This is a genomic window from Streptomyces sp. NPDC050416 (genome assembly GCF_044458845.1).
In the GTDB taxonomy this organism is placed as follows: Bacteria; Actinomycetota; Actinomycetes; order Streptomycetales; family Streptomycetaceae; genus Streptomyces.
In genome coordinates, this window is the sequence record NZ_JBITII010000001.1 from 962022 (window position 1) to 975238 (window position 13217).

Annotated in this window: 10 protein-coding genes; 5 read left to right on the forward strand and 5 right to left on the reverse strand. The window is 71.7% G+C overall.

Annotated features, from left to right (window positions below):
• From ACIBL4_RS04325 to ACIBL4_RS04335, 3 genes are all read right to left on the reverse strand, one after another.
• Positions 1-1287: an aspartate aminotransferase family protein gene (locus tag ACIBL4_RS04325; protein ID WP_399406329.1), complete on the reverse strand. Its 1287-nt coding sequence runs from the start codon at positions 1285-1287 to the stop codon at positions 1-3.
• The gene (locus ACIBL4_RS04330) at positions 1284-2126 is read right to left on the reverse strand and encodes a nitrilase-related carbon-nitrogen hydrolase (RefSeq protein ID WP_399406331.1); all 843 of its coding nucleotides are present in this window, start codon (positions 2124-2126) and stop codon (positions 1284-1286) included. Before ACIBL4_RS04330 ends, ACIBL4_RS04325 begins: the two co-directional genes overlap by 4 nt.
• A 170-nt stretch (positions 2127-2296) precedes the next feature.
• On the reverse strand, positions 2297-3133 hold the full coding sequence (locus tag ACIBL4_RS04335; RefSeq protein ID WP_399406333.1) for a hypothetical protein: 837 nt from the start codon (positions 3131-3133) through the stop codon (positions 2297-2299).
• 1155 nt (positions 3134-4288) lie between these two features.
• Between ACIBL4_RS04335 and ACIBL4_RS04340 the strand changes: the two genes are divergently transcribed.
• Positions 4289-4765 (forward strand): hypothetical protein, encoded by a 477-nt coding sequence (locus ACIBL4_RS04340; protein WP_399406335.1) that lies wholly within the window; start codon positions 4289-4291, stop codon positions 4763-4765.
• Positions 4766-4838: 73 nt separating this feature from the next.
• Here ACIBL4_RS04340 and ACIBL4_RS04345 read toward each other — a convergent pair whose 3' ends face one another.
• Positions 4839-5090: a helix-turn-helix domain-containing protein gene (locus ACIBL4_RS04345; protein ID WP_399406337.1), complete on the reverse strand. Its 252-nt coding sequence runs from the start codon at positions 5088-5090 to the stop codon at positions 4839-4841.
• A 32-nt stretch (positions 5091-5122) separates the two neighbouring features.
• On the opposite strand from ACIBL4_RS04345, the gene map reads away from it, so the two are divergent.
• Entirely contained in the window at positions 5123-5890 is a 768-nt protein-coding gene (gene map / locus ACIBL4_RS04350; RefSeq protein WP_399406339.1) for a type I methionyl aminopeptidase, read from the forward strand.
• 223 nt (positions 5891-6113) lie between these two features.
• Positions 6114-8651, forward strand: coding sequence for an ATP-dependent Clp protease ATP-binding subunit (locus tag ACIBL4_RS04355; protein WP_399406341.1), 2538 nt, complete (start codon positions 6114-6116; stop codon positions 8649-8651).
• A gap of 73 nt (positions 8652-8724) precedes the next feature.
• Here ACIBL4_RS04355 and ggt read toward each other — a convergent pair whose 3' ends face one another.
• The gene (gene ggt / locus ACIBL4_RS04360) at positions 8725-10524 is read right to left on the reverse strand and encodes a gamma-glutamyltransferase (protein ID WP_399406343.1); all 1800 of its coding nucleotides are present in this window, start codon (positions 10522-10524) and stop codon (positions 8725-8727) included.
• Between the two features lie 104 nt (positions 10525-10628).
• Here ggt and ACIBL4_RS04365 point away from each other — a divergent pair, with 104 nt between their 5' ends.
• Entirely contained in the window at positions 10629-11384 is a 756-nt protein-coding gene (locus ACIBL4_RS04365) for a hypothetical protein (protein ID WP_399406345.1), read from the forward strand.
• Positions 11385-11500: 116 nt separating this feature from the next.
• A complete protein-coding gene (locus tag ACIBL4_RS04370) occupies positions 11501-13120 on the forward strand; it encodes a CocE/NonD family hydrolase (RefSeq protein WP_399406347.1) in 1620 nt (539 codons plus the stop codon).
• The last annotated feature ends 97 nt before the right edge of the window (positions 13121-13217 follow it).

A 13217-nucleotide genomic window follows, 5' to 3' on the forward strand; every position in this document is an offset into this window, starting at 1 on the left:
CTACTGGATGCTCCTCAGAGCGTTCTCGAGGATCGCGGCGCCTTCCTCGGCCTCCGCGACGTTGAGGGACAGCGGCGGGGCGACGCGCAGGGCGCTGGTGTTGTGGCCGCCGCCCTTGCCGATCAGCAGGCCGCCCTCGCGGGCCGCCTCCAGGACGGCCGCCGCCGCCTGCGGGTCGGCCTCGTCGGTGCCCGGCTTGGTGATCTCGATGCCGATCATCAGTCCGCGTCCGCGCACCTCGCGTACGGCCGGCACGTGCGCGGCGGCGGACCGCAGCCGCTCGATGAGCATGCCGCCGACGCGCCGGGCGTTGCCCTGGAGGTCGTGTTCCAGCAGGTAGTTGAGGTTGGCGAGGCCGGCCGCCATGGTGATCTGGGTGCCGCCGAACGTGGAGATGCTGTTGGAGTCGAGGCAGTTCATGATCTCGGAGCGGGCGACGACACCGCCGATGGACATGCCGTTGCCGATGCCCTTGGCGAAGGTCATGATGTCCGGCGGCCCGCTGCGCCCGTGGGCCTGCCACCCCCAGAAGTGCTCGCCGGTGCGGCCCCAGCCGGTCTGCACCTCGTCGGCGATCCACAGGATGCCGCGTTCGTGCAGCACCTCGCGGAAGGCGGCGTACAGCCCGTCCGGCGGTGCGGTGAAACCGCCGACGCCCTGGACGGGTTCGGCGATCAGCGCGGCCGGGGGGCGGGTGTGGCCGAGCAGGTCCTTCAGGTCGTCGACGCAGGCCGCGATGAAGTCGTCGTCGCCGAGGGAGGCGAACGGGCCGCGCGTGCGCACGCCGCCGTGGACGTAGAGCGTCTGGAGCGGGGACAGGGAGGTGGGGGACCAACCGCTGTTGCCGGTGATGCCGACGGAGCTGAAGGAGCGGCCGTGGTAGCTGTTGCGCATCGCCAGGATCGTGTTGCTGCGCCGGTACGCGGTGGCGAGCAGCAGGGCGGTGTCGTTGGCCTCGGTGCCGGAGGTGGTGAAGAAGACGCGGGCGTCGGGGATGCCGCTGAGCTGGGCCACGCGCTCGGCGAGTTCGACCATCGGCCGGTTGAGGTACAGGGTGGAGGAGTGGATGATCCGCCCGGCCTGCTCGCTCACCGCCTTGGTCACCTCGGGCAGGGCGTGCGCGGTCATGGTGGTGAGGATGCCGCCGAAGAAGTCGAGGTACCGGTTGCCGTGGGCGTCCCAGACGTGGCGGCCCTCGCCGTGGGTGATCTCCAGGGGCTCCTCGTAGTAGAGGGCGAGCCAGTCGGGGAGCACGGCCCGGTGGCGGCCCAGCAGGTCGTTCGTCACGGCTGCACCAGTCCTTCGTAGGCGTCGGGTCGGCGGTCGCGGTAGAAGGCCCACGTCTGCCGCACTTCTTCGATGAGGTCGAGGTCCAGGTCGCGGATCACGAGCTCCTCCTGGCTGTCGCTGGCGACGTCGCCCACGAACTGCCCGCGGGGGTCGACGAAGTAGCTCGTCCCGTAGAAGTCGTTGTCGCCGTACTCCTCCTGTCCGACGCGGTTGATCGCGGCGATGTAGTAGCCGTTGGCGACGGCGGCCGCGGGCTGCTCCAGCCGCCACAGATGGGACGACAGGCTGCGGTGAGTGGCGGAGGGGTTGTAGACGAGCTGGGCTCCGGACAGGCCCAGTTGCCGCCAGCCCTCCGGGAAGTGGCGGTCGTAGCAGATGTAGACGCCGACCTTGCCGGCCGCCGTGTCGAAGACGGGCCAGCCGAGGTTGCCGGGCTTGAAGTAGAACTTCTCGCGGAAGCCCTTGAGCTGCGGGATGTGGTGCTTGCGGTACTTGCCGAGGTAGGTGCCGTCGGCGTCGATCACGGCCGCGGTGTTGTAGTAGAAGCCGGGCTGCTCCGCCTCGAACACCGGCGCGACGATCACCATGCCGGTCTCGCGCGCGAGGGCCCGCATGCGCCGCACGGTCGGCCCGTCGGGCACGGGCTCGGCCCAGCGGTAGTGCTCCGGCTCCTCGACCTGACAGAAGTAGGGGCTGTTGAAGACTTCCTGGAAACCGATGATCTTCGCGCCCCGGCGGGCCGCCTCACGGGCGTGCTCCTCGTGTTTCGCCACCATGGAATCGGTGTCGCCGGTCCAGGTGGCCTGGACCAGGGCGGCACGTACGACGTTGGCCATGAGCTGCTCCTTCGACGCGACGTCAGCGCCTCTACGCCCGTAGAAGCGGGCCGTAGAGCCACGAACGTAAGCCTCCGGCCCGGGCTTGCCAAGACCATCGTCCCCAACCCGCGGTGCCGGGCGCCATTCGCACTCCTGTGGGTGAGTCGCCGGGAGCACGGCATGCCCGGTCAGGCAGGGAATCCGGCGACTCGAAGGGCGTGCACGAGGTCCCGGCGGCGCTCGTCCGACACGCCCCGGGCGGCCTCCAGGAGGAGCGGTACGAGGGTCTGCGGACCGGGTTCGGCGCTGCGGGCCGCCTCCTCGGGGGTGCGGGCCGTGACGTACGCGTCGAGCAGGACGCGCACCTCGCGGTGACGCCCCTCGGCGACGAGTCCGAGGACGGCCTCTCCGATCTCGCCCGGGGGCCGGCCGACTCCCTGCCGCAGGATCTGCTGTCCGTCGCCCGCGCGGCCGGCCGCGGCCAGCTCGTCCGCCGCGGCGACCAGCCGCCCGGCGGGCAGCGAACCGGCCTCCCAGAGCAGCGTCTGCCAGTCCGCACCGAGCCCGGCCCGCTCCAGCTCCTGCGCGAGCAGCGGGAACCGGGCTGGAGCCCAGGACGCGGCCTCGACCAGCAGGGCATGCGCCTCGCCGCTGCGGCCCTCCTTGCGCAGCCGCGCGAGGGCCTCGACAGCTTGTAGGACATCCCTCCGTTCCGCCACCCCGACGGCCGCGACCCGCGGCTCCGTCCGCTCCTCCCCCACCTCTTCGTCGGCGGCCCCCGCGAACCGCGCACCACGCGGCTTACGGCGGCCGCTCACGGGGGCGGGTTCGGGAAGCAGCGGCACGGCAGCGGGCGGCACGACAACGGGTACGACGTCCTCCTCGACCATCCCGGCGAAACGGGCACTGCCGCGACGGCGTTTGCGTTGCTTGGGGATGAGGGGTTCGGCTGTGCCAGGAGGTTCGGCTGTGCCAGGAGGGTCGGCTGTGGCCGGTTGTTCGGCACCGGCTCGTGGTTCGGGCATGGATGGGGGTTGGTGGGCGGCTGCTGGTTCGGAGGCGAACGGGGCCGGGGCGACGAAGACACCGGGCACGCCGTCGCCTGCGGCTCCCCGAGAGGCGGCCCAGCCCGCCTGATACTCCCGATCACGGCCACCGGCCACACCCTCCCGCGAGGCGTCTCCGGCCCCCGGATACTCGCCGCCACGCCCACCACCCCCGCGCCCCGGACCCGCCAACGCGCCCGAGGCGCCCTCAGATGCCGCCTCCCGCGAGGCCGCCCAACCCGCCTGATACTCCCGATCACGGCCACCGGCCACACCCTCCCGCGAGGCGTCTCCGGCCCCCGGATACTCGCCGCCACGCCCACCACCCCCGCGCCCCGGACCCGCGAACGCGCCGGAGCCGCCACCAGATGCGGCATCCCGCGAGGCGGTACGCCCTGCCGCGAACTCGCCGCCCTCCCGGGCCTGGGCCCGGCCCAGCGGAGCCTCGAAGGAGCCGTCAGATCCTGCCTCCCGGGAGGGGGCACGCCCAGCCGCGAACTCGCCTGCCTGGGCGTGGGGCCGCCCGGCCGGGGCCGCCCCGGCGTCCGTATGGCGGGGGTCGTCATGGCCGGCCGCACCCGTCGCGCCCGGCGCCGGGGCCTCGGGGTGCCAGGGCGTGTCAGGCGTGCCCGAGTCATGCGGGCCGCCAGGGGCCGATCGCATACGGCGGCTGTCCGGTGCCGGGCCGGCAGGCGTGTACCCGTCGGCCCTTACCGGCCGACCACCGTCCGCCGCGGCACCAGAGCCTGCCCACCTGGCCGATCCTGTTCCCGAAGCCCCGGCCCCAGCCCCAGCCCCACCAGAGCCCACACCCCTGCCCGACCCTGCTCCCGAAGCGCCCTCCACCGCGGTACCAGAACCCACCCACCCGGCCGATCCTGCTCCCGAAGCCCCGACCGGTGCCCCGGCGCCTCCGTCGTTCGGCCTGGGGCGCCACGTGGCCGACCAGGCACCGTCGTCGTCGGGTTCGCCCGACGTCGCGTCCGTGCCGCTGGACGCGCCCGCGGGAGCCCCCGACGTGCCACCCACCCGTCCGTCGCCCCACACCCCGCGGGACAGGCCCTCGCGGCGGTCCAAGTCGGCCATCCGGGCCCGGAGTTCCGCGCAGCGCGCCGTCGCGCGTCGGTGGTCGTCGTGGGCCCAGGCGAAGTCGAGACGGAAGGCGTCGGCCTCTTCGCGGGTCGCGGCGGTGGCGAGCAGGCGGGTCAGTTCCGCCCGGCGTTCGGCGGCGTACTTCTGTTCGCGGAGCATGACGTCGAGCCGGTCCCGGAGGGCGTCACGGCCACCGGGCCGGGCATCGTACGCGGCGAGCGCGGCGGCGTGCAGGGACCGGGCGCGTTCCGTCTCCGGGCCCGCGCCTCCCGGGCCGTACTGCCCGGCGAGGTCCTGCAACAGCGCCTCGACCACGTCCCACGGCGGCATCTCACGCCCGTCGAGACAGGCCCGCATGCCCTCCGGGTCACGCTGCCAGAACACCGCGCACCAGCCCCCGGACGGGTCCAGGCGTGCCAGCAGACCCTCCAGGTAATGCGTGAACTCCCGTACTTCACTTGGGAGTCGATCCGCCGTCATCGCTCAACTCCCGCCCGACCGGAGCACTCCGCCCAGTAGGCAACACCAGTCGTGTTACAGCCGTGCTACGGGGAGTTTTCACACGCGGCGCAGGAGCATCAGCGCCATGCCGTCAGACCGGCACCAGTGCGCACCGCCCGGCCAGCTCGTCCATCGACAGCCCGAGCGCGCCGGCCAGCGCGGCCACGGTGAAGAAGGCCGGGGTCGGAGCCCGACCGGTCTCGATCTTCCGGAGCGTCTCCGGGGAAATGCCCGCGTTCGCCGCGACCTCCGCCATGCTCCGGTCGCCACGCGCCTCACGCAGCAGCCGGCCGAGCCGTTCGCCGCGTTCGCGCTCTTCGGGGGTGAGAGGGGTGCGCACCATGCGACCATTCTAATACCGGTATAGTAATTGGCATGGTTGAGCTGAAGACCGATGTGTCGATCGATGCGATGTACGAGGCGGGCCAGGTCGCGGCCCGCGCCCTGACGGCCGCGCAGAAGGCCGCTGACGTGGGCGTCTCCCTCTTGGAGCTGGACGAGGTGGCGCATGACGTCCTGCGGGAGGCGGGCGCGACCTCGCCCTTCCTCGGCTACCGGCCGGCCTTCGCACCGACCCCCTTCCCCGCCGTCCTGTGCGTCTCGGTCAACGACGCGATCGTGCACGGCATCCCGACCCGCTACCGGCTGCGCGACGGCGACCTGGTCTCCATCGACTTCGGCGCGGAACTGGGCGGCTGGGTCGGCGACTCGGCCCTGAGCTTCGTCGTGGGCACCCCGCGCGAGGCGGACCTGCGCCTGATCGAGACCGCCGAGCGGGCCCTCGCGGCCGGCATCGAGGCCGCCGTCGTCGGCAACCGCATCGGCGACATCGCGCACGCGATCGGCACGGTCTGCCGCGCCGCGGGCTACGGCATCCCGGACGGCTTCGGCGGCCACGGCATCGGCCGCCGGATGCACGAGGACCCCGGAGTGCCGAACGAGGGCAGACCGGGGCGTGGGATGCGCCTGAGGCACGGCATGGCGCTGGCGATCGAACCCATGGTCATCGCGGGCGGCATCGACACCTTCCACCCGGCCCCCGACGGCTGGACCCTGATGACGGACGACGGCTCCCGCGCGGCCCACGCGGAGCACACGGTGGCGATCACGGACGCGGGCCCGAGGATCCTGACCGCACGCTGAGATCATCCTGACCACGCGCCGAGATCATCCTGACCGCACGCTGAGATCTGTCGTAATTACCCGGGTACGCCTCGAAGGTGCCCCTTGTCCGCGATCGTGCGAAGGTGTTCTACGAGCGCGCCCCAGGTGTAACCGGCTGCCACCCGGGTTACCCGACCCCGGCACGTCGACCAGCGAGGGCGTCCCCCGCCCGCGCGCCGGGGACGCCGGGAACGGAAGGCCCATGAGCAGCGGCTTCAGCAGCCCGGAGGGCTACGGCTCGGATCCCTTCGGAGAATTCCTCGCACGCTTCTTCGGCGGACCGCGCCCCGGTCCCCGGCAGATCGACATCGGTCGGCTGCTCAGCCAGCCGGCCCGGGAACTCGTCCGCGGCGCCGCCCAGTACGCCGCCGAGCACGGCAGCCGGGATCTCGACACGGAACACCTGCTGCGGGCGGCGCTCGCCACCGAACCGACCCGGACCCTGCTCACCAAGGCGGGCGCGAATCCCGACTCCCTGGCGTCGCAGATCGACGAGAGGTCGGGCCCGGTCCAGCACAGCCCGGACGACGCACCGCCGCCGACCGCGCTCTCCCTCACCCCGGCCGCCAAGCGCGCCCTGCTGGATGCGCACGACATGGCCCGGGCCCGCGGATACGGCTACATCGGGCCGGAGCACGTGCTCAGCGCCCTGGCCTCGAACCCCGACTCGGCCGCCGGGCACATCCTGAACGCGGCCCGATTCGCCCCCTCGGAACCCCCCGAGGCGCCGGAGGCCCCCCAGGCCGAGCGGCCGCGCCCGACGAACACGCCGACCCTCGACAAGTACGGCCGCGACCTCACCGAGCTGGCCCGGCAGGGCCGTATCGACCCGGTGATCGGCCGGGACCAGGAGATCGAGCAGACCGTCGAGGTCCTCTCCCGCCGCGGTAAGAACAACCCGGTGCTGATCGGTGACGCGGGCGTCGGCAAGACCGCCATCGTGGAGGGCCTGGCGCAGCGCATCTCCGAGGGGGACGTGCCCGACGTGCTGACCGGGCGCCGGGTGGTCGCCCTGGACCTGACGGGCGTGGTCGCGGGCACCCGCTACCGGGGTGACTTCGAGGAGCGGATGAACAACATCGTCGGCGAGATCCGCGCCCACTCCGACCTGCTGATCATTTTCATCGACGAGCTGCACACGGTCGTGGGCGCCGGTGCCGGCGGCGGCGGTGACGGCAGCTCCATGGACGCCGGCAACATCCTCAAGCCGGCCCTCGCCCGCGGCGAGCTGCACATCGTGGGCGCCACCACGCTGGAGGAGTACCGCCGGATCGAGAAGGACGCGGCGCTGGCCCGCCGCTTCCAGCCGATCATGGTGCCGGAACCGACCGCGGCGGACGCGATCGAGATCCTGCGCGGCCTCCAGGACCGCTACGAGGCCCACCACCAGGTCCGCTACACCGACGAGGCCCTGGTCGCCGCCGTCGAGCTGTCCGACCGCTATCTCACCGACCGCCGGCTGCCGGACAAGGCGATCGACCTGATCGACCAGGCCGGTGCCCGGGTCCGGCTGCGCGCCCGCACCAAGGGCACCGACGTACGGGCCATGGAGCGGGAGCTGGAGCAGCTGACCCGGGACAAGGACCAGGCGGTCGCGGACGAGAGTTACGAGCAGGCCACCCAGTTGCGCGACCGGATCATGGACCTGAAGCAGCGGATCACCCAGGCGGGCGGCGACCACGAGATCGACGAGGGCCAGGACCTGGTGGTCGAGGCCGAGGCGATCGCCGAGGTGGTCTCCCGGCAGACCGGCATCCCGGTCAGCAGCCTCACCCAGGAGGAGAAGGACCGCCTGCTGCACCTGGAGGAACATCTGCACGAGCGGGTGGTCGGCCAGGACGAGGCCGTGCGGGTCGTCTCGGACGCGGTGCTGCGCTCCCGCGCCGGGCTGGCCAGCCCCGACCGGCCGATCGGCAGCTTCCTGTTCCTCGGCCCGACCGGCGTCGGCAAGACCGAGCTGGCCCGGGCACTCGCCGAGGCGCTGTTCGGCAGCGAGGACCGCATGGTCCGCCTCGACATGAGCGAGTACCAGGAGCGGCACACGGTCAGCCGCCTGGTCGGCGCCCCGCCCGGCTACGTCGGCCACGAGGAGGCCGGCCAGCTCACCGAGGTCGTCCGCCGGCACCCGTACTCGCTGCTTCTGCTGGACGAGGTGGAGAAGGCCCACCCGGACGTCTTCAACATCCTGCTGCAGGTCCTCGACGACGGCCGGCTGACCGACTCCCAGGGCCGCACGGTCGACTTCACCAACACCGTCATCGTGATGACGAGCAACCTCGGCTCCGAGGTGATCACCCGCCGCGGCGCCTCCGTGGGCTTCGGGTCGGGCGGCGCGGACGCGGACGAGGAGGCCCGGCGCGAACAGATCCTGCGCCCCCTGCGGGAGCACTTCCGCCCCGAGTTCCTCAACCGCATCGATGAGATCGTCGTCTTCCGCCAGCTCAGCACGGAACAACTCCGCCGGATCACCAACCTCCTGCTCGACCGCACCAGGTCCCTCGTCCAGAGCAAGGGCATCTCGGTGACCTTCACCGACCGTGCGGTGGAATGGCTGGCCGACCACGGCTACCAGCCGGAGTACGGCGCCCGCCCGCTGCGCCGCACGATCCAGCGCGAGGTGGACAACGAGCTGTCACGACTGCTGCTGGACGGCAGGGTCGCGGAGGGCGGCCGGGTGACGGTGGACGTGGAGGACGGTCGCCTGACGTTTCAGACGCAGGTGAGTGCAACGTCCTCTTAGGGGCGCGGGGCTGTATCGACGTGCGGCTCCGCCGCGTGGGCGCGACCAGCCCCCACGCCCCGTCAGAATGCCCTCAACGCACAGGCCGCACCACCATCGCCGACCCCCCACCCCGCCGCGCAGTCTCAGCCGCCGCAAGCCACTTCCCACCCGGCAACCGCTGAACCCCCGTGGCCGCCCCGATCTCCGGGTTGGCCTTGAAGGAGTGCCCGATCGCCTCGAGTTGCTTCCTCACGCCACTGTCGAACCCCGGCTCCAGCTCGGTCTGCGCGGCATTCCGCTGACTCGCCCGGGGCGCAGCGATCGCGTCGACCAACGGCAGTCCCCGATCGAGGAACCCGGTGAGCGTCTGCAGAACCGTCGTGATGATCGTCGCCCCACCCGGCGACCCCAGCGCCACCACGGGCCTGTCATGCCGGTCGAGCACGATCGTCGGCGACATCGACGACCGCGGCCGCTTCCCCGGCCCCGGCAGGTTCGGGTCGTGCACGGCGGGATTCGCCGGCGTGAAGGAGAAGTCCGTCAGCTCGTTGTTGAGGAGGAACCCCCGCCCCGGCACGGTGATCCCGCTGCCGCCCGTCTGCTCGATGGTGAGGGTGTAGGCGACGACGTTCCCCCACTTGTCCGCCACCGTCAGATGCGTCGTACTGTCGCCCTCGTACGTGGTCGGAGCGGCCGTACCACCGGAGCCGCACCCCTTCGGGTCGCGCGGATCCCCCGGCGCCACAGGACTCGTGAGCACCGCGTCGTCCTTGATCAGGCACTCGCGCGAGTCGGCGAACCGCTGCGACAGCAGTTCCTTCGTCGGTACGTCTTCGAAGGCCGGGTCACCGACCCACCTCCCCCGGTCCGCGAAAGCGATCCGGCTGGCCTCGATGTAGCGGTGCAGGTACTGCGCCTGGCTCGCCTTCGACAGGTCGGTCCGCTCCAGGATGTTGAGCGCCTCGCCGACCGTCGTGCCGCCGGAGGAGGACGGCGCCATCGAGTAGACACCGAGGCCGCGGTACGAGGATGTGGTGGGTGCCTGGAGCTTGGGGCGGTAGGCGGTCAGGTCCCGCTCGGACAGGTCGCCGGGGCGGGCGTTCCAGCCCGAGGCGGGGTCCACGGGCGGCTTGTTGACCGTGTCGACGACGTCCCGGCCGATGTCCCCGCGGTAGAGCGCGCCGACGCCCTTGCGGGCCAGCTCGGCGTAAGTGCGGGCGAGGTCGGGGTTCTTGAAGGTGGAGCCGACGACGGGGAGCCGCCCGCCGGGCAGGAACAGCTCGGCGGTGTCCGGGAAGTAGCGGAAGCGGGTCTCGTTGGACGCCGTCTGCGAGCGGAAGGTCTCGTCGACCGTGAAGCCGTCCCGGGCGAGCCTCTCGGCCGGTTTCAGGACGCTCGCGAGCCGCTTGCTGCCCCACCGGTCGAGCGCCGTCTGCCAGGTGGCGGGCGTGCCCGGGGTGCCGACGCTCAGGCCACTGCTGACGGCCTGGGCGAAGGGGACGGGCTTGCCGTTCTCGACGAACAGGTTCTCGTCGGCGGACAGCGGGGCGGTCTCGCGGCCGTCGATGGTCTGGACCCTGCGGGACTCGGCGTCGTAGTAGACGAAGTAGCCGCCTCCGCCGACGCCGGCCGAGTAGGGCTCCGTGACGCCGAGCGCGGCGGCCGTGGCGACGGCCGCGTCGACGGCGTTGCCGCCCTTGCGCAGCACCTCGAGCCCGGCCGCGGAGGCGTCCCGGTCGACGCTGGAGACGGCGCCGCCGTAGCCGACGGCCAGGGGCGTTTTCTCACCGCCGGTGGTCTGCGCGGCGGGCGGCGCAGCCCCTCCCACCGACATCACCACGGCGGCAGAAACCGCCAGGACCGTCAGATTCCGTGCGACAGGGCGACGCATCCGCACCTCCAGTCAAAGGCCGTCCGCGCAGCTTAATTCATCGCCATGGCCGCGTCAGGAATGCCTCGAACACCGGTGCGTCGGGCCCGCTACCATGCGCGCCCATGAATGACGACGTGCGCAACATCGTCCTGGGCGTGGTCGCGGCGGGTATCAGCGCCGCGCTCGGCTGGGTGGCCCGCACCTACCTGTGGAAGCGCAAGCTCCGCCGGAAACAGGACTTCTTCGGACTGCCCGACAACTCGGAATCGCTGCTGGTGGTGAACCGGGGCGCCGCGGGGCCCGAGTTCGCCGTGATGCGCTACGACGTGTTCGCGCTGCTCGAACTCGCCGCGCTGATCAAGGACTGCAATGCCCACGCCCAGATCCTGCCGCACGACACGGCACGTCAGGGGTTCGGTGAGCGCACCGAGTTCTGCGTGGGCGGCCCGGCCTCCAACCGCCGTATGGCGGCGCACCTGTCCTCCCTGCTGCCCGGTGTGCGGGTCAACGTCGACGCCGAACCGAGCCCGGACCGGGGCTCGTTCCTGGTCGGCTCCGAGCGCTACCGCGTGGAGAACGGAAAGGAGGAGTACGCGCTGCTCGCCCGGCTCACGGCGGAGCGGAGCCAGCACACCCGTCCCGTCTTCCTCTTCTGCGGCCAGACGTCGATCACCAACCAGGCCACCACCCGCTATCTCGCCCGCCATCACGAGCGGTTGGCGCGCAAGTACGGCAACAACTCGTTCGTGCTGCTGCTGAAGGTGATCAACTCGCAGGCGTACGGGCCCGATGTCGTCGAACTGGTGGAGGACGTGACGCGCGCGGCCCAGACGCCGCTGCCCGCCCAGGCTCCACGCAACAGCCACCGCGCCTCCTGAAGTCCTCCACTTCTCAACAATCGTTACTGGCACGTAACTTACCGACGGGTTACCACTGGTAAGGGGGCGAGGTTACCGTCTGGTCACTTTGCACTGACACGAGTGAGGAGTGACCCATGGATCCAAGGGGCGCGAAGCGCCTTCGAATAGGGTGGCGGTGGGAGACGGGCGGGCACCACCGCAAGGCCCTGCGCACCACAGCCGTAGGCGCCGTCTCGGCGACCCTGGTCGCCGGTACCGCCCTCGGACTCGCCCCCACCGCCCAGGCGGCGCCGAACCCCATCCGGTTCGTCGACATCACCGGCGACGGCGGCACCGTCCTCAAGGCCAACGTCGTCACGCCGGCCGGCGCCGACGGCACGCGCCGTTACCCGCTGCTCGTCATGCCCACGAGTTGGGGTCTGCCCCAGGTCGAGTATCTGGCCCAGGCTCAGAAGCTCGCCGACTCCGGGTACGTCGTCGTCACCTACAACGTGCGCGGCTTCTGGCAGTCGGGCGGCGAGATAGAAGTCGCCGGCCCGCCCGACGTGGCCGACGCCTCGAAGGTCATCGACTGGGCTCTCGCCCACACCCCTTCGGACGCCGGGCACATCGGCATGGCGGGCGTCTCCTACGGCGCGGGCATCAGCCTGCTCACCGCCGCGCACGACCAGCGCGTCAAGGCGGTGGCCTCACTGAGCGGCTGGGCCGACCTGATCGACTCGATCTACTCCGGCCGCACCCAGCACGTCCAGGCGGCCGCCCTGCTGGACGGCGCGAGCGTGGTGACGGGCCGGCAGAGCGCCGAACTCCGGCAGACCTTCGACGACTTCTACGCCTCCAACCTGGCGAAGGAGCCGGAACTCGTCGCCTGGGGGAAGAAACGTTCCGCTGCGACCTACGTCGACCAGATCAACAAGAACGGCGCGGCGATCATGCTCGCCAACGCCTGGGGCGACACGGTCTTCCCGCCCAACCAGTACGCCGACTTCTACGAGAAGCTGACCGGCCCCAAGCGGCTGGAGATGCGGCCCGGGGACCACGCCACCGCCGAGCTGACCGGCCTGTTCGGACTGCCCAACGACGTGTGGAAGGACACCGAGCGCTGGTTCGACCATTACCTGCGGGGCGAGGACAACGGCATCGACCGGGAGCAGCCCGTCCAGCTCAAGTCCCGCTCCGCGGGCGGCTACGAGGGCTACCCCGACTGGAAGTCGGTCGCCGCCACGAACCGGAAGATCGACCTCCCGGGCGCGACGACGATCCGCACGAACGTCAACTCGGGCGCCGACGGCGGAGTCGTCTTCCTGTCCAGCATCCTCGACCAGGTGGCCCAGCTGCCCCCGATGGCCTCGATCCCCCTGCTCCCCCGCCGCTGGGCCGCCGTGTGGCAGTCGGAGAAGTACGCCACGGCCCAACAGGTGCGCGGGACGGCGACGTTGCACACGACCGTCACCCCGACCAAGGAGAGCGGCACCCTCGTCGCCTACCTGTACGACGTGGGGCCGCTCGGCCTCGGCAAGCTGGTCACCAACGCGCCGTACACCTTCCACGGGCGCACCCCCGGAAAGCCGTTCGGCGTCGACCTGGAGCTGTACTCCACGGCCTACGACGTCCCGGCCGGGCATCGCCTCGCCCTGGTCGTCGACACGGTCGACCCGCTCTACATCGAGCACAACCCGTCCGGCGCGCAGCTGACCTTCTCCTCGCCGGCGAACGACCCGTCGTACGTGTCGGTTCCGCTGCGCGAGCAGTGATCTCCGGCTGCCGCCGGACGGGCCTGGCCGATGTGAACCGCCGCCCCCGTGGCCGACAGGGCCGTGGGGGCCGCACCCGGTGGGAATGGCCCGCAGG